The sequence below is a fragment of the Motiliproteus coralliicola genome (assembly GCF_003345655.1).
In the GTDB taxonomy this organism is placed as follows: domain Bacteria; phylum Pseudomonadota; class Gammaproteobacteria; order Pseudomonadales; family Balneatricaceae; genus Motiliproteus; species Motiliproteus coralliicola.
This window is the reverse complement of sequence record NZ_QQOH01000002.1, coordinates 425,967-443,554: the sequence shown is the minus strand read 5'-3', so window position 1 is coordinate 443,554 and position 17,588 is coordinate 425,967. Positions and strand designations below refer to the sequence as shown.

Annotated in this window: 14 protein-coding genes and 1 other RNA gene; 10 read left to right on the top strand and 5 right to left on the bottom strand. The window is 55.5% G+C overall.

Annotation, left to right across the window (positions count from 1 at the left end; all coding sequences use genetic code 11):
* Positions 1-98: 98 nt before the first annotated feature.
* Positions 99-1,526: an aminotransferase-like domain-containing protein gene (locus tag DV711_RS08855; RefSeq protein ID WP_114695312.1), complete on the top strand. Its 1,428-nt coding sequence runs from the start codon at positions 99-101 to the stop codon at positions 1,524-1,526.
* 14 nt (positions 1,527-1,540) lie between these two features.
* Here the strand turns inward: DV711_RS08855 and DV711_RS08850 are convergent, their stop codons facing one another.
* Positions 1,541-2,407 carry a LysR family transcriptional regulator gene (locus DV711_RS08850; protein ID WP_114695311.1) on the bottom strand — a complete coding sequence of 289 codons (867 nt, stop codon included), beginning with the start codon at positions 2,405-2,407 and terminating at the stop codon, positions 1,541-1,543.
* A 191-nt stretch (positions 2,408-2,598) separates the two neighbouring features.
* Between DV711_RS08850 and DV711_RS08845 the strand changes: the two genes are divergently transcribed.
* Together DV711_RS08845 and DV711_RS08840 are read left to right on the top strand one after the other, a co-directional pair.
* Positions 2,599-3,798 (top strand): YbfB/YjiJ family MFS transporter, encoded by a 1,200-nt coding sequence (locus DV711_RS08845; RefSeq protein WP_114695310.1) that lies wholly within the window; start codon positions 2,599-2,601, stop codon positions 3,796-3,798.
* A 57-nt stretch (positions 3,799-3,855) separates the two neighbouring features.
* The gene (locus tag DV711_RS08840; RefSeq protein ID WP_114695309.1) at positions 3,856-4,458 is read left to right on the top strand and encodes a glutathione S-transferase; all 603 of its coding nucleotides are present in this window, start codon (positions 3,856-3,858) and stop codon (positions 4,456-4,458) included.
* 408 nt (positions 4,459-4,866) lie between these two features.
* Here the strand turns inward: DV711_RS08840 and DV711_RS08835 are convergent, their stop codons facing one another.
* Positions 4,867-5,712 carry a LysR family transcriptional regulator gene (locus DV711_RS08835; protein WP_114695308.1) on the bottom strand — a complete coding sequence of 282 codons (846 nt, stop codon included), beginning with the start codon at positions 5,710-5,712 and terminating at the stop codon, positions 4,867-4,869.
* Between the two features lie 107 nt (positions 5,713-5,819).
* On the opposite strand from DV711_RS08835, the gene DV711_RS08830 reads away from it, so the two are divergent.
* The 5 genes from DV711_RS08830 (at position 5,820) to DV711_RS08810 (ending at position 11,660) form a co-directional block, all read left to right on the top strand.
* Positions 5,820-6,581, top strand: a complete 762-nt coding sequence (locus tag DV711_RS08830; RefSeq protein WP_114695307.1) for an SDR family NAD(P)-dependent oxidoreductase — start codon at positions 5,820-5,822, stop codon at positions 6,579-6,581.
* 30 nt (positions 6,582-6,611) lie between these two features.
* On the top strand, positions 6,612-7,064 hold the full coding sequence (locus tag DV711_RS08825) for a RidA family protein (RefSeq protein WP_165840049.1): 453 nt from the start codon (positions 6,612-6,614) through the stop codon (positions 7,062-7,064).
* A 210-nt stretch (positions 7,065-7,274) separates the two neighbouring features.
* Complete coding sequence (locus tag DV711_RS08820; RefSeq protein WP_114695305.1) at positions 7,275-8,060, top strand: substrate-binding periplasmic protein; 786 nt, start codon at positions 7,275-7,277, stop codon at positions 8,058-8,060.
* A 97-nt stretch (positions 8,061-8,157) separates the two neighbouring features.
* A complete protein-coding gene (locus DV711_RS08815; RefSeq protein WP_114695304.1) occupies positions 8,158-9,270 on the top strand; it encodes an ABC transporter substrate-binding protein in 1,113 nt (370 codons plus the stop codon).
* 11 nt (positions 9,271-9,281) lie between these two features.
* Positions 9,282-11,660, top strand: coding sequence for an EAL domain-containing protein (locus tag DV711_RS08810; RefSeq protein WP_114695303.1), 2,379 nt, complete (start codon positions 9,282-9,284; stop codon positions 11,658-11,660).
* A 217-nt stretch (positions 11,661-11,877) separates the two neighbouring features.
* Here the strand turns inward: DV711_RS08810 and DV711_RS08805 are convergent, their stop codons facing one another.
* The 3 genes from DV711_RS08805 to rsmI form a co-directional block, all read right to left on the bottom strand.
* The gene (locus DV711_RS08805) at positions 11,878-13,629 is read right to left on the bottom strand and encodes a DEAD/DEAH box helicase family protein (RefSeq protein WP_133297429.1); all 1,752 of its coding nucleotides are present in this window, start codon (positions 13,627-13,629) and stop codon (positions 11,878-11,880) included.
* A 380-nt stretch (positions 13,630-14,009) separates the two neighbouring features.
* An RNA gene (gene rnpB, locus DV711_RS08800) (RNase P RNA component class A) lies at positions 14,010-14,361 on the bottom strand.
* Between the two features lie 74 nt (positions 14,362-14,435).
* Positions 14,436-15,290 (bottom strand): 16S rRNA (cytidine(1402)-2'-O)-methyltransferase, encoded by an 855-nt coding sequence (gene rsmI / locus DV711_RS08795; protein WP_114695301.1) that lies wholly within the window; start codon positions 15,288-15,290, stop codon positions 14,436-14,438.
* A gap of 55 nt (positions 15,291-15,345) precedes the next feature.
* Between rsmI and DV711_RS08790 the strand changes: the two genes are divergently transcribed.
* A complete protein-coding gene (locus DV711_RS08790; protein ID WP_165840048.1) occupies positions 15,346-17,178 on the top strand; it encodes a penicillin-binding protein activator in 1,833 nt (610 codons plus the stop codon).
* The gene (locus DV711_RS08785) at positions 17,175-17,543 is read left to right on the top strand and encodes a YraN family protein (RefSeq protein ID WP_114695299.1); all 369 of its coding nucleotides are present in this window, start codon (positions 17,175-17,177) and stop codon (positions 17,541-17,543) included. Before DV711_RS08790 ends, DV711_RS08785 begins: the two co-directional genes overlap by 4 nt.
* Positions 17,544-17,588: the final 45 nt, after the last annotated feature.

The window sequence follows — 17,588 nt, the reverse complement described above, 5'->3', positions numbered from 1 at the left end:
AGAGACAAAAATGGTTACAGATTCAGATTTATTCAATTTCACAGGCTCAGCGTGCTACGATTAAAATCTGCACCTGTGATTTTTTAGAATCTGTACCTATGAGCGACTTTCTTTACCGCCAGCTGGTCCGTGAACTCACCGAAGAGATCCGCACCGAGCGCCGTCCTGTGGGCTCGAAGATGCCGTCGATTCGGACCCTGAGTCAGCAACGCGGGTTGTCCAAATCGACCGTACTGACCGCCTATGACCGTCTCGAAGCCGACGGACTGATCAGCGCACGCCCCCGGTCGGGCTACTACGTTAACGGGGTACAGGCCACCGACACCCTGCCGATCACCAAGCCGCTGACCAGCAAACCCGAGTCCACCCCGCTACCGGTCACCAGCGGCCAGGTACTGGTGGATATCATGGAGCGCGGCGCCGCCTTCGACTTGATTGGCCATCAAAAGAGTGAGATCGGTAAGGAATCACTGCGCCGCTGCCTGGCCCGGGCCCAGCGCAAACAAACCACCCGGGAGCAGAATAATTACGACGAACCAGCTGGGCTGTACGAGCTTCGCAGCCAGATCGCCAACCGGCTACTGGCCGGAGCCAGTCACCTGAATGCCGACGAGATCATCATCACCGCCGGCTGTCAGCACGCGCTGCTATTGGCGCTGATGGCCACCACCCAGCACGGTGATGTGGTGGCGGTCGAATCGCCCGGGTTTTACGGCGTTTTCCAGTTATTCGAAGCCCTGGGACTCAAAGCGCTGGAGCTACCCAGTTCGCCGGAAACCGGGCTCAGCCCGGAAGCGTTGGAGCTGTCACTACAGCACTGGGATATCAAAGCATTGGTGGTTTCACCCAGTTACAGCACCCCCACCGGGGCCAGCATGCCCGAGGCCAATAAACAGCGGATTCTGGAGTTGGCTCAAAGCCGTGACCTGCCGATTATCGAAGATGATATCTACGGCGAACTCTCGTTTAACGAACAACGCCCCCGCACCCTGCACAGCTACGATAAAACCGGCCAGGTTCTGCTGTGCTCCTCGGTTTCCAAAAGCTTGTCACGGGATCTTCGGGTCGGCTGGATCGCTCCGGGCCGCTATCGGGAGCGAGTAAAGCAGCTCAAGCTAGTCACCAGCTTGGCCAGCTGTCAGGCCCAGCAGCGAGGACTGGTGGATTTTCTGCAGGAGGGCAGCTTCGATCGCCACCTACGGGTCCAGCGTCAAAAACTCCGCCAGCAGTATCAGCAGTTATTGGAGATGCTCGGCCGCTATCTACCCACGATGCAAAGCTGCAGCCGTCCTGAAGGCGGACTGGCGCTCTGGGTCGAACTACCCGAACCGATCGACACCCTGGAACTGTACGGCCGCTCCCTGCAGCAGGGCATCATCCTGACTCCCGGACGCCTGTTTACCGCCCAGGAGCGCTACCGTAATGCGTTACGAATCAGCTTTGCCTTCCCGTGGACCGAGCATCGCCAAGATGCCCTCAAGCGGCTGGGACAGCTGGTAGCCCAGTATCCGGCCAGCAACACCTAGCGACTTTCCAGCGGTTATGCCGACTCGGCCTCAAAAGTCTCGATAAAGCGCGCCAGCGAAGGCGTCCAGCTATCCGGTGCGGCGGTCGCAAAGTAGGTGTCCAACTCCCCAATCTGCGCCGGCAACGCCAGATAGTCGATCTCGAAGCGCTGCCGATAAGCCTCAACGGTGGAGAGCGGCATCAGCGTGTACCCCATCCCGGCAGCCACGCAACCCAACATACCGTCGATACTGCCGAATTCGAACATCCGGGTCGCACTGACCCCGACCGAAGCCAGGAACAGCTCGACCCGTTGGCGGTAACTACAACCCTGCCGAAACGCCAGGAAGGTCGATTCCAACAGCTGTTCCGCACTGGGCTGCCGGGTCATTGGCTTGGGGCCGACCAACACCAACCGCTCGCTGAACGCCTTGATCAGATGAAAACGACCGTGCTCGGGCTGGCCGGCAACGAAGATCCCATCCAAATTCCCATCGAGGAACCTGGCGATCAGGTCTGCGGTCGGCCCGGTCTGTACCGTTAGATCCACTTCGGGAAAGCGCCGGTGGTAGTTGGCCAGGATCGGCGGCAAGCGCACGGCGGTGGTGGTTTCCATCGCCCCTAGACGCAACCGACTCGAACGGCCTTTATCCCCCTGGAACAGACCCACCACATCATCGTGGGCCTGCAGCATCGGTCGGGCGTAATCGGCCAGGGTTCGGCCAGCAGAAGTGACCCGCGCCCCGCCCTTGCGATCGAACAGTTGAGCTCCCAGCTCCTGTTCAAGCTTCTTGATATGAGCGGTCACATTCGACTGCACCGTGTGACGGCGCTCAGCCGCCGCCACGAAACTGCCGGTGTCGACCACATCCATAAACAGCTGTAGCGATTTTAATTGCATGGCGCTCTCTAAACCGTCCTTCAAAGCCTAGTACACAATCATTAAAACAGATTCACTTGATCATTTTAAATCATTTCTAATGAACACCAACTTCACTTTATGATCGACTCAGTGAGTACAAAGAGCCCCAACCGATAACACCTTTTGAAGCAACAAAGCGGCTGAGCTACCGACCAAGGAGATCCGAACCGATGTTAAGAAAACAGGAACACCCTGCCCTGCTGGTCGGTATGACCGCGACGCTAGCCGGTATCGGAATCGCCCGCTTCGCCTATACCCCGCTGCTGCCGGAGCTGGTTCAGCAAGGCTGGTTTGAAGATACCCAGGCCGTCTATCTGGGGGCGGCCAACCTGCTGGGTTATCTGATCGGCGCCCTGTCAGCTCACCGTCTGTCCGAACGGCTGCCGTTACGACGGTTGATGGGACTCTGCTTTGCTGCCATCGCACTAAGCTTCATCCTCTGCGCTCAACCATCGAGCTTCGAATGGTTTTTCAGCTGGCGGCTGGTTGCCGGTGTCACCGGTGCCATCCTGATGGTGGTCGGACCGGCGACCGCGCTGACCTCGACCGAAGCCGGTCGACGGGCCAGCGTCGGCGCGCTGGTCTTCACCGGTATCGGCCTCGGCGCAGTGCTTTCGGCTTCGGTGGTACCGCTGTTGATGCAGCAGGGCCTATCGGCCACCTGGCTGGCGCTGGGAAGCCTAACGCTGGTGGCTGGCCTCATCTGCGATCGCAGCCTGATCCGGCTGGAAGCTGCCAAGCCGGCATCACTGAATCAACCGACGGCAGTTACGACGACGGTGACTAAACCGCTTGGTTGGGTGTTGCTCTGTGTGATGGCCGCCTACGCGCTAGATGCCGTGGGTTTCGTTCCCCACACCCTGTTCTGGGTGGATTATCTGGCCCGAGAACGAGCCCTTGGCACCGAAGCGGCCTCACTTCAATGGGCGGCTTTTGGTCTTGGCGCCGTCTGCGGTCCGCTGATCGCCGGCTGGGTCGTACAACGCTGCGGTTGGCACAAAGGTCTGGTACTGGCCTTCAGTGTCAAAGCCGTTGCGGTGTTGTTGCCGCTGCTGTCGATCGCTCTGGTCAGCCGAACCCTGTCATCCTTTATCGTCGGCGCTCTAGTACCCGGCATCGTGGCACTGACGTCCGGCCGAATCGCTGAACTGGTCGGCACCTCCGATCACAAACGTTACTGGGGGCTGGCAACCGCCGTCTTTGCGATCGCCCAGGCCCTCTCCGGCTACTCGATGTCGGCCCTGTACGAGATCTGGGGCAGCTACTTCTACCTGTTCTACGCCGGCAGCGCAGCGCTGGCCGGAGGTGCGGTATTGATCACACTGAGCCGCTTTTTTCAACACCAGACGTCGATCAGCACGTACCGCTAGCTTTGATCATTACTGATTCTCGATAACCACAGATAACAACGGAAATAGAGGCCAACAATGCAACTCTTACTGAACAAAACATCTCCTTATGCCCGTATGGCACGCATCGCGATGCTGGAAAAAGGGCTGCAAAACCAGATCGAACTTTGCTGGTGCGATCCTTGGAACGACGACCCCCAACTGCTGCAGCACAACCCGGTCGGTCGCATTCCCGCGTTGGTTACCGATCAGGGTGTCACGCTTAGTGAATCCTTACTTATTGCGACCTATCTGGACAGTCTGGTCGCTCACAACCCTCTGGTTCCCGAGGATCAGAAAGCTCTGGTGCTTCACTTTGCCGGTCTGGGACAAGGACTGATGGATGCTTCTTTCAATGCAGTGATCGCCCGCAAGTACCTCGATGAAGCCGCCAACAACTCGGTGCTGAGTGAGCGGCGTTGGAATGCGATCGATCGGACCCTGGCACAACTGGAACACTCGGTCGAACAGCTCGCAGCCACCCCATCCATCAGCCTGGGTGAAATCTGTGTGGCCGTGGCCATCGACTACCTGCTGTTCCGCTTACCCGAGCTCGATACTTGTTCCCGTTATCCCAAGCTAGCTGCTTGGCACCGGTCACGGGTACAACGACCCAGTTTCGAAACCACCGCATTTTGCTAGACCTGACGTGGGCGATGATCTTCTGATTTCGCCCACCAATCAGACTCGTCAGCGCACTCTGGCATGGAATCTTTAATCACCCATCTATGCAGGCACTGTTGCAGCGCCCGAATTGCGTTCCTGGTTGGTACTGGCTGCGACTGCTCCACCGACAAATCCGACAACTGGATCAAACTCGGTGATCAACTCTTGACAGACGGCAGTCGGGCCAGCACCCGACCCTGCTCCGCCACCGTCGAAGCGATTCGACTGCGACGTAGCTGGGAATCAGGTAACAAACCCTATCTCGTCACCAACGCAGGTGTGATTGAGTGGGAGGAGTTCAAGCAGTGGACCAGTGTGCCCACGCTTACCCAAACAGAAACAACGAAAAACCCCTAGGCTCCTGAGAGCACAGCAAGAACGAATTCAATCCCGCTTATCCAGCACTGCCCGGTAAAAAGCCTCAACATGGGGTAAGACATCGGTATTGGGCATGCAAACACCGATAGAACGATCGATACTCAGATCCTTAATCTCGATAAACCGGACATCATAGGGAGTGGTCCGATCAGTGATGATCGACACCCCTAGATTGGCGGCAACCAACGAGAGTACAAACTCATCACTCTCGGCTTGCATCACCGTCAAGGGCTGAATCTGTTGCTGTTGAAACTGCTGATTAACCGGTTCCCAGAAACCACAGCGGATACGTTCGATAAACCGTTCGCCATCCAAAGACTTTAACTCGATCAGCCGCTCATTGGCCCAGGGGTGCCCCCCGGGAACCACGATACAAAGAGACTCCCTGATAATTGGCTGAAAGTTATCCGCCTGGGTATCACTGTTAACGATAATCAGGTCGACCTTTTTCTCCGCCAACATGCGACTCAAGGCAGCATCGGCATCGACGACCAACTCGATCAGAATATGCGGGTGAATTGATCGATATGAGCTGATGATCCGGGCTACGTGGTCCATATGGATGTTGGAGAGGACCCCGATGACAATCTTCTCTGGTTGTTTCCTCAACTTTGAGCGCACCAGCACCAACTGGTTATATGACTGTCGTGCCGGCTTCAGAAACTGCTCACCTTCAGCCGTCAGGGTTGCGCTACGACTTCCGCGATTGAACAGGGTCACACCCAACGATTGCTCCAGCTTACGAATTCCTGCTGATAGGGTCGGCTGAGTCACATGCACCTGTTTCGATGCAGCCAAAAAGGTGCCGTTATCCACCACGGCCAAGAAATATTTAATTTGCTGCAGATCCATATAGACACTATCTATATTTAATAGAAATATTATTGATTATTAATATACAAACAGCCTAGCTAAAGTGACCCGACCAATCAATCGCATCACCAGTCGAGGTTACGTAGATGTTTAACAACCAAACCATCATCATCACCGGCGCTTCATCCGGCATGGGAAAAGCCATTGCTGAGTCCTTCCTGGCCAACGGTGCCAACGTCGTCATCAACGCACGTCGTCAGGACGAACTGGACCGGTTCGTCGCAGATAATGCTGATCATACAGACCGCATCAAGGTTGTTGCTGGAGATATTGGCAATCCCGAAACGGGTACCACGTTGGCCAAGGTGGCGCAGGAGCACTTCGGTACTATCGATGTGTTGATCAACAACGCAGGCATCTTTGTCCCCAAGCCCTTTCTTGAAGAAACCGAAGAAAGCCTGGATCGCTACTACTCGGTAACCATGAAAGGCAGCTACTTCACCTCCCAGGCAGTGATCCCGTTTATGCAGTGCCAAGGTGGCGGCAGCATTATCAATATCGGCTCCATGTGGGTGGAGAATCCCATCGAAGCCACCCCCGCCTCCGCCTCACAGGTTGCCAAAGGCGGCATGCACACCCTGACTCGCCACCTGGCGATCGAATTTGCCAAAGACAACATCCGTGTCAACACCATCGCACCGGCAGTGATCGAGACGTCGCTGTACGACAACCTGATGGACAAAGACACCCTCCAAAGCCTTTCGGGTCTGCACCCACTACGAAAGCTGGGCCAACTGCAGGATATCCTGGCCTGGGTCGAGCACCTGGCCGGTAACGGCGGTCGGTTTGTGACCGGCCAGACTCTGTTTGTCGACGGAGGCATCACCGCGGGATCCCATTCTGCCTGATCGAAGCTAAAAAACCGGGAGCATACGATGATGCTAAGACGACTCGTTGAACAACAGGGATTGGTCCTTCCCCAGGCACCAACACCGGTGGGCAATTATGCCGCCGCCCAACTGGCTGGGGGCCTACTGTATATTTCTGGGCAACTGCCATTACGTGATGAGGAGCTTATCTATCAGGGCAAGCTCGGACGTGATTTGAGCGTAGAGCAAGGCCAACAGGCAGCTGAACTCTGTGCTCTGAATCTGTTGAGCCAGTTGGACCGGTACATAGCGAATCGACAGCTAGAATCGGTGGTCAAGCTGGAGGGCTATATCAACTCCAGTGATTCCTTTGTGGAGCACGCCAAGGTATTGAACGGCGCATCCGATCTACTGTTCAAGGTATTGGGGGCGAGTGCCGGCCATACTCGTATCGTGATCGGCTGTACCAGCTTACCACTCAACGCGCCTGTCGAGATCGCAGCAGTGGTAGCGTTGCAATAGCGCTTTCCTAAACCTAATAGGGTTACGCTGAAACCAGTCATCGAACAAAACTCATGGCTGGTTTTTCTACATATAAAGAACTTTCTGCAATCACTAAAAAAATCCTAGCAGTAATAACAAGCAGCGATAACTGATCATAAAATCAATAAGTTAGCGGATCATGAATTTCGCATATACACTTGTGTGTAGCCCATCAACAGGTCTTCACCCATGCTGTTTCAGCCAGCCCGATTTATTCTTGCTGCTCTGCTTTTCCAACCCTTCTTGGTACAGGCCGAGGAGTGCACCCGAGTCGTCGCTACAGCCCACCCTGACTATCCGCCCTACCAGTGGTTTGATGGCCAACAGATGCGTGGAGCCAGCATCGAGATCAATCGCATTATTTTTGCCGAGCTGGGTATCCCCTTCTCGGTGATCTATACCGGTCCTTGGAAACGGGTATTACACGCCGCTCAACAGGGACAGGTTGACTTGGTTATGGCGTTGAAGAAGACTCCCGCCAGGCAAGAGTTCCTTAACTTCACCAGTGCCCCTATTCTCCCGAACCCTTTTGCTGTCTTTGTCGAACGCAGCCAGGTGTTCGATTTCAATCAATGGGATGACTTGAAGGGTAAGATGGGTGGAAAAAATGCCGGGGACCGGTATGGCGCTGCATTCGACCAGTTTTCCAGTGAGCAACTGGCCCTGGAAGAGGCAGACACCCCACAAACCAATTATAGAAAGCTGATCGCTGGTCGAATCGATTATTTCATTCACAGTCGCTATTCCGGAGCAACTTACCTTCACACCCATCCCGAAGGTGACCGAGTCATTGCATTGGAAAAAAACATTAATGAAGGCTTTATCCATAGTGGCTTCAGCCGGCTTTCACCCTGCTATGATCTATTGCCCTATCTGAACCGCCGTTACCGGGAGATGATGAGCGATGGCAGTGCCTTACAGCTGTTGGAGAGCAATTTAGTGTCTTGGCAGCGGTCGACACTTAACCAGGATTAACTGGTTTATCACCCTAACCGACGATTGTTGTTGTGCCACTTAGCTGGTAAAACAATCGAATCTTGTCAGTTGAGTTTGTCGTCAAGGTGAAATAACAATGATAAAAACCCTGCTCTCACTTTCGCTCAGCACCCTCCTTTATTCGACGTCCCTCCAGGCGATGGAGGTCACCTTTCTGAATCCGGGTAAGCAGGGTGAGCGTTTTTGGGACATGGTAACCGAGACCATGCAAGCCGCTGCCAACGACTTGGATATCGAGCTCGAAGTTGTTTATGCACAGCGTAACCGGGTCAAAATGGTCGAAATCGGCCAACAGATCACCTCGCGCAACAACCCACCGGATTACCTGATTCTGGTCAATGAAGAGCAGGCCGCTGAGAAAATTTTCCTGTCCAGTAAAGGCAGTAAGACCAAAACCCTGATGCTGCTTAATGATTTCCTTCCTCCTCAGAGAGCAAAGGTTGGTTACCCCAAACCCGACAACCCGAACCTCCTGGGTGCAGTCATACCCGATAACCATGGTGCAGGACGTCGAATGATGCAGGCATTGCACCAGTGCGCCAAAGCGACCAACGATTCAGGGCCATACCATATGCTGGCAATAGGCGGTGACCAGTTGACGCCAGCCTCTATCGATCGGAATCGGGGAGCGATGTCGGTGATCGAACAGCAAGCCGATATCAAGCTGGATCGTTTTCTGTACGCCAATTGGAATCAGCAGGAAGCCTCGGACCTAACCGACAGTTATTTGAAGTGGGCTACAAGAAACGACATCCAACCGGTCGGCATTTGGGCAGCCAACGACCCCATCGCCATGGGCGCCAGAGATGCACTGAAAGCCAATAGTGTTAAGCCGGGAAGCGATGTCTGCCTGGTGGGGCTGAACTGGTCCGCTCAAGGACTGGAGATGGTTCGCAATGGCGAGATGCTGCTGACCGATGGTGGCCACTTTCTGGCTGGGGCCTGGTCCATGGTCATGCTGTATGACTATCACCAACGTAGCCTGAAGGGCGAAACCGCCCCGCTGGGTCGGGTCGACTTTCAGATGCAGAGTATCGATCGCAACAACATTGACCAATATTCCCAAAACTTGGGAGATGAAAACTGGGATAAGATCGATTTCCGAGGTTTCAGCCTGAAACCATCGCAGGGCTATGGGGAGTATGACTTTTCACTGCAGAAAGTACTCTCGCATATCAAGTCTCACTGATCGTAATCCCAATGCTGAAACGACTTCCCTCCCTAAAGCTGAAACTGCTGCTGATATTGATCCCGGCAGCCGTAGTGGCTCTGACACTGACGCTTGGCCTGATGCTCTACAACGCGGAGCAGCAGTTCAATCTGAAGCTGGAGCAGAAGCAGCAGACCCTGGGCAGCTATGCCGATCTGCTGGCGGACCCGCTATGGAATTTCAATACCAAACGGGTCGAGGGTATTGTCGAAACCATCATGCTCGATCCGGATGTCATTCGGATTGTCATCCGAGATGAAAGTGGCAACGCCGTTGCGGATAAGTTCGCCTCTGAGCAGGCCATGAGTCAGGTGATATCCAGCGACTACGCCTACCCAATCAATTACAGCAATGCCCATATCAAGCAAAGGGTAGGCGAGCTGGAGATCGTACTGGGCTACCAATCGCTGGAGGACGAAAAGGCGCAATTTATCCTCTCCGGGCTGTTTGCCATCCTACTGGTGATAATCGCACTCGCGGCAAGTGTCTGGCTGATCTTCTCTCGACTGATGGACGCACCATTGCAGGCGTTGATTGAAGCGATCGATCGCAGCAGGGATAGTGGTGCCTTTATTCGGGTCAGTGAATCCACCAATGACGAGCTCGGCGTAATCAGCAAGGCGTTCAACGAAATGCAGGGCAGCCTGGAAAAGCAGCACAATAAGACCCTGCAGAGCAAAGATCGTCTTCAACTGCTCTACCACTCGACCCCTTCGTTGCTGTTCAGCTTCAACCGCGAAGGGGTGATTCAGGACACCAGTGACTACTTCTTACAGCAGCTGAGATTTCAGCGGGCCGAGGTGGTTGGTTGCAAGCTGAGTCGGCTGCTGGACGTGGAGCATCAACAACAGCTGCTGGATCCTGCCCTGGCCGCTCTGTGGGAAAGCAAAACCCTGGCCGAGCTGCCTCTGCACCTGATCAACGGTCGGGGGCAGCGGGTCGAAGTGCTGATGGACGCCACCTTGAGTGCTGAAGACTCCTTTCCGGGAGCGCTAGCGGTGATGACCGACGTCACCAGCCTGAATCAGGCTCGGCGTAAGCTGGAACATCAGGCCAATACCGATCACCTATCCGGCATCGCAAACCGCTACCACTTCCAGTCCTACCTGGATCAGCTCACCTACGACAGACGTCAGTCACAGAAACCCTTTGCCCTGCTGTTTATCGATCTGGACAACTTCAAGATCATCAACGATACCTACGGGCACCAGGTCGGGGATCAGTTGCTGTGTCAGGTTACCAAGCGAATCCAATCAACTTTGCGTGCTGAGGACCTGATTGCTCGACTGGGAGGGGATGAGTTTGCCGTGATCATCAAAGAACTCGACCCAAGCTTTTCCGCCGAGCACGTGGCGGAGCGGATCATCACGCATTTGGAAGCCCCCTTCCCCCTTGAGGAGAGCAACGCCTTTATCTCGGCCTCCATCGGCATTGCCGTGTATCCGAAGGATTGCCAGTCCCCGACCCAGTTACTTCAGTATGCCGATCTGGCCATGTATCGCGCCAAGGACGAAGGCCGCTCCCGTTTCTCTGCCTACTCCTCCGAGCATAGTCGCCTGATTCAGCGACGCTTGAAAATTGAAGCCCTGCTACGCCGGGCAATCGACGATGAGTTGCTGGAAGTCCACTATCAACCCATCGTCAGCCTTGCCCAAGGGAAGACCGTGGGTATCGAAGCCCTGCTCAGACTCAGAGACGATCAGGGCGAGCTGATATCACCGGCTGATTTTATCCCGGTCGCCGAGGAGACCGGGCGAATTATTGAGATTGGCGAATGGTGCCTGCGACAGAGCTGCCTCCAACTGGCCAACTGGCACCGTCGTTTCGACCCCGAGCTTTACCTGTCCGTCAATGTCTCGACCCGCCAGTTCCAGGCCCACTCATTCAACAATACCCTTGAAGGTGCGATCCATGATGCGCAGATACGGCCGCAGCACCTGATGATCGAGATTACCGAAAGCCTGTTGCTGCACGACAACCAGAATAATCTGGATCGGTTCGAACAGTTGAAGTCGCTGGGTTGTCAGATCGCGATCGATGACTTCGGTACCGGCTACTCGGCGCTGAGCTACCTAATGAAATTCCCGCTCAGCGTGCTGAAGATCGACCGTTCCTTTATCAGCCCCGATACGGAAGAAAATTTCGAGCAGGGCATTGTTGAGGCCATCATTCAGATGAGCCAGAGCATGAATCTGAAGGTTATCGCCGAAGGGGTTGAGACCCAGCAACAACTCGAGATGCTCCGACAACTCAGCAGTGACATCGCCATCCAGGGATATCTGATCTCAAAACCCCTACCGGTGGACGAAATGAGTCAATTCTTTGAATCCTCCAGGCAGGCCGATACCCGGGTTTCTTCAGGCCAATAGCGAACAGCTGTTCGCAGAGCCACAAGCAACCTGTTGCAGCATCGGTTGCAAGCGAAGGGGTCGAATAGAGAGCAGTACGAGTGCAGTAAGCCGGGCGACTCCAGCCATGATTCTCAACTGGTTAAGCGGACAATGCAGTAGCTTGCTCCTAAGATCTGGTACCTCTGATAACCAAGCCTTTTTGATTCCTAGGAAGGCGGTAGCTTCCTGGACTGCCCTACAAGTCCTGCTTTTGCCTGGCGCTCGATGTTGGAACTATCTTAGGATCCAGTTCGGATAGCACATCACCCAGTATTGAGTTCTGTGCCAGCCCCGTTAATCGGGACCTGTCCCGAACCTTGAGCACACCGTTCTCTGCTCGCAAAAACACCTGCCCCGTCGCTTCATCCAGAAAATCAACCTTGGGGATAGCTGACAGGCAGCGCTTCAACAATTTCACGCTATACCCATCAACTTGAGCCCTGGAATCCAAATACACGGCTTCTGGCGATTTCGCGCTGACATTGATCTTTTGATATCGCTCGATATTAAGAAATGCCGGAAGATCTACAATCGTAAGCGTCTCACGATCTCCGTAAGCGATTGTTTTAGGAAAGGTTCCCTTTGGAACACTGTTGTCCAGAAATTGGTATTTCAGTTTCGGTTTATCGTGAGCCAACCACTTGAAGAGAATTCTGGGCATGCCTTCGTAAGCTTCCACGCTGTGGCCTAGAAAGTCCTCCACGGCTTTGTATCGACCTCGGTTTAGGCCTCGCTCCCAGCCTCTTTCCACCGTGGCCTCCGGCGGCGTGACAACAAAATAGAGGTACATCGTATCGGCGAACTTGAGATACGTATCAAGAAGGATGCGCCCGATTTTCTCGCTTGAGAAACTATCAAATCTAAACCGGTCGAGAAGCAGGTGTGGGATAGATCCATCGACCAGTGCCTTGTCTCTTATGTACTGATCGAGCTTGGTGTCGACCGCAGAAACCTCGTGACTGGTCAGACGCCCGGCATATTTGTAGTTTGCACCTAAGGAGCTGTAATCCAGCAGTAGTCGCCGCCAGATATCCGGACTGATGGTGGTGTATCCATCCATGGCAATGCCCAGTTGACCGATCATTTTTGTAAGCATGGGCCGCAGAGAGCTTTTTCCGGCTGCCGAAGCCCCTTTAAGGCTGATAACTATCGGTTTTTCCGCGACTTTTGATCGAGTGTAGCCTTCACGATCGATCGCATCCCTCACTGCCGGAGCGATGATCTGCCCCACTATTTGGCTTCCGTACAGATTACACACCCGATCGGTCACCAGCTTGGCCAACAAGGATTTCTCCACTCCGATATAACCGCGGGACACAGCGATGGTGCCAAGCACCTTATACAGGGCCTTATAAATGGCCGCTAAGAACGGATCCTGCGCCTTGAGCCCTGACTCTTTGTACTGCCTCAACACGCGATAGGTTTTCTCCAGGGTCGATTCGATCCGATGCGGACGCCGATCTCTGCGCCGAAAGTAACGATCTAGCAAAGACCTGGAAGGGGCTTCTGGCTCATCCGAAGCAAACAGGGAGGTGTCGAGTACACCGAGCACGGCTTCGGAAGCCCTTGTGCGAAGTTCTTGATAAGCCTCGACAATCTCGTCCTCCCTGGGCTGGATGTAGTTATCCATGACCTCGGAAACGATGTTGCGAAAGTGCTTGCCTAGATCCTCCTCTTCGATCGCTTCCTGGACGACAACATCGGCATTGATCCGTACGATCAACTCATGCAACGCAAGTCGCTCTGGCCGGAAGACCACGAGTTCCTGCATCGGTATTCCTGTCCATTCGGCTAATTCCACCACCTCAGCCAAGCAAGAGGTTACGTTTTCTGCCCGATGGATGGTTTCTAGTGGGAGCAGCTCAGCAGGGAGGTCCGGCTCTATCCCCGGATTCCAAGCTGAAAAAGTTTGAGATTCTTCTGGCAATGGCTCTTGCTGCACATCCATTCTCGCCACCCAACAAGCTATGACCCAACAAACCACGACCCAACAGGCCATGGAAGGTAAATAAGACCGAACTCCTTCAGCCTACTTGCTTAGGCTCACACATCCAAATAGGACATCCATCCACTGGATTATAAGCTTAACGAACTCAACCAGGCGGCAGGCATAGATCGGCAACTTTGGAAGGGAGAGACTCAATCGGATTGATAGCCCGATCGATAATGCTGGCAACTCAGGTGAGGGTTACAGCTACGGTTCTGAACGCACCTGCTCCCTATCAGTCTCGCTTCTGGAGATAGGGAGCCGGTAAATGCCCCTGTACCACTTGAGGCACTCAACATCTTTTAAGTTCAAGAACTTATCAAGATATTGAGTAAAAGAAGAAGTTGAGATCGCCGTAAGCCGGGTTCTGTCGTGGACAGTCATTCATCTGGGACCTGCGTCGCCGCAGGCCTCAAGCAACCTACCCGGATCCAGCGCGGGCCACGCCAATGGATCCCTATTTGGTCTTGCTCCAGGTGGGGTTTACCATGCCGTGGAATGTTGCCACCCACGCGGTGCGCTCTTACCGCACCCTTTCACCCTTACCGGCTATCCGAGGATAGCTTAGGCGGTCTACTCTCTGCTGCACTGGCCGTAGGCTCACGCCCCCCAGGTGTTACCTGGCACCCTGCCCTTTGGAGCCCGGACTTTCCTCCCCCGTCCGAAGACGGCAGCGACTGTCTGGCGATCTCAGCGGCGGATGGTACGTGCTTTGCGAACGGGGTTCAATCAATCAAGATCAAACAAAGCGATTCAAGCCAGGCGGATCAATTGCCATCGTCGGCACGCATCGCCAGCGCCGCCTGATAGAACTGCTTTTTCTTGCCCGAGCAGATCTTCGCCGCCAACGCCGATGCCTGCTTGACGCTAAGCTCCTCCAGCAGCAACGACAGAACCCTAAGCTCCTCCGCCCCCAGATCACCGCCTTCGGCCTCCGGCTCGGCACCCTGCAGCAACAGTACAAACTCGCCTTTGCGCTGGTTGGCATCGGCTTCGACCCATTCGATCAGGTTGCCCAACGAATCGCCGTGGATGGTTTCAAAGGTCTTGGTCAGCTCTCTTGCCAGCACCAGATAGCGGTCCGGCCCAAACACGTCCAGCATCGCCCTCAGGGTTTCCAACAGACGATGGGGCGACTCGTAAAACATCAGTGTACGGGTGTCTTCGGCCACGGCCTGCAACCGCTGTAACCGGGCCTGGTTTTTGGCCGGCACAAAGCCTTCAAAGGCGAACCTATCGGTGGGTAGTCCTGATGCTGACAACGCGGCGATCAACGCACAGGCCCCCGGCACCGGCACGACCTGAAAGCCGGCATTGCGTACCGCCCGGACCAAATGAAAACCCGGGTCGGAGATCAACGGCGTACCGGCATCCGAGATCAGTGCGATATTTGCTCCCTCGGACAAACGCTGTACTATTCTATCCGCCTGCGCCCGCTCGTTATGGTCGTGCAGAGCCCACATCGGCGTAGTAATACCGAAATGCTGCAGCAGCCGGGCCGAATGTCGGGTGTCTTCCGCCGCAATCAGTTCGACCGATTGCAGGGTTTCCAGCGCTCGGGCAGAGATATCCCCCAAGTTGCCGATCGGGGTTGAAACTATATAGAGGCAGGCTGCTGTCATAATGATGAATTCCCCTAGCGGTCCGCAACCACGCACAGACGGGTCAAAAACGAAAGTGAAGCTGTTCAGAAGCGTTAACGCCGTGCTGCTGCTCGGCCTGCTCGTGGCAGGCTGTACCAGCCAGCCCCCCTCCACAACGCCGCCCTCGGAGCCGGAAACGCCGCAAGGACGTGAACTGACCGAGGTCGAACAGTTATTGCTGCAGGCTGAAACGGCAGCGCCGTTGGCGAGAGCGGAGTATACACTAGCGGCTGCCGAAAAATTGCTGCAGCAACAGGAATACGCCAGTGCCGCCGAACTGCTGGCCCAGATCAATCCGCTATTGCTGCCCGAGCTGCAACAGTTACGCCTGTGGTTGCTCCAAGCCGAAGCAGCCAATGCCTTGCAATTGGCCGAGCAGAGCCAGCAGTGGCTGGCCCGAATCGAGAATCCCCGCCTACTGGTTGCCGAGGACTACCGTCGTTATATTGCCTTGCGCAGTGATAACTTCCGCCAGCTCGGCGATACCCAGGCCACCCTGAAGGCCCTGATCAGTGAGTCGGAAAGCGCGCCGCTGGAGCAGCAATCGCAACTGGCCGACGAGATCTGGCTGCTGCTGGAGCGGATCGACCCTGCCGAACTGGTGCAGATGCTGCAGCAGGAGAACAGCTACCTGGAACAGGGCTGGTACGAGCTGGCCCAGCTAAGCCAACGCCCCGATCAGGATGTGATCCAACTGACCGAAGCGCTGGAGGGCTGGTACAGCCTCTGGGGTATGCACCCGGCCGCAACCAACCTGCCGCAATCACTGCAGCAGCTGCGTCAGTTCAGCGCCGACCGGCCGACCCATATTGCTGTATTGCTGCCGCAGACTGGCAAGCTGGCCAAACCGGGCCGTGCGGTGATCGAAGGGCTAATGAACGCCCATTACCAGCAACTGCAACAGGGGCAGTCGCCGGCCCGGGTCAGCTTCTTCGATAGCGCCCGGATTGAAGATCTGCAGCAGTTCTACCTCGAAGCGCAACAGCAACAAGTGGATCTGGTGATCGGACCGCTGGATAAAGACCGACTGCGTCAGCTGACCGAACGCCCCGGGCTGCCGATTCCAACCTTGGCCCTGAACAGCGTCGACAGTTCCACCAGCACCCTGAATCTGTTCCAGTTCGGCCTGCGTACCGAGGATGAAGCGATTCAGAGCGCCGATCAGGCCTGGGCCGACGGCCACCGTGTCGCCCTGACCCTAACTCCGGCCACGTCCTGGGGCGATCGTATCCAACAGGCCTTCAACCAGCGCTGGCTGACCCTGGGCGGAGTTCTTGCCGGCGGCGAGCGCTTTACCGGCGAAAAAGATTTCTCTGATCGCATCAGCCACCTGCTGGCCACCGATGCCAGTGAAGCGCGGGCCAAACAGCTGGCCAATCTGATCCGTCAACCGTTCGAGTTCGAACCCCGTCGGCGCCAGGATCCGGACCTGCTGTTTATGACTGCGCTCAACAAGGATGCCCGTCAGATCAAGCCGACCCTGGCCTTCCACTACGCCAGCGACCTGCCGGTCTATGCCACCTCGCACCTGTTTGACGGCCAGCCCGACGCCAACCGCTATCAGGACCTCAACGGCATCCGCTTCAATGCCATGCCTTGGGTGATCGAACCGCAGAATCCGGCCCGGGCCCGGCTCGAACCCTACCGCGACAACACCCGGAGTCGTTTCGGTCGGCTTTATGCCCTGGGTATCGACAGTTACCGGCTGATTCCCTACCTGAAGCTGTTGCAAGAATTACCCGGCGCCCACCTTCAGGGTCAGACCGGTCGCCTGTCGATCGATCTGCTCGGTCAGGTTAGCCGGACCCAGCCCTGGTCGCTGATCAAGGATGGTCTGATTCTGCCGCAGAACGCCGAACAGCCATGAGTCGCAGCCGTGGTGAAGCGGTTGAACAGCAGGTCGAACAGTATCTGGTAAACCAGGGACTGACACCGGTGATGCGTAACTTCAGCGTCCGCTGCGGTGAGATCGACCTGATTATGCGCGACGGCAATACGCTGGCCTTCGTCGAGGTGCGCTACCGCCAGCGCGCCGGCTTCGGCAGCGCCGCCGAGAGCGTCGACTGGCGTAAGCAACAGAAGCTCAGTCGCAGTGCCGCACTGTTCCTGCAGCAACATCCTCAGTATCAATCGCAAGCCTGTCGGTTTGATGTTGTCGCCTGTCAGCCTGATAATAGCGGCTCGCTGCAGATCGACTGGCTTAAAAACGCCTTTGACGGTTGCAGCAATTAACCGATCGGATTAAAAAAGTCATCGTCGTTAACCCGCCCAGAGCCC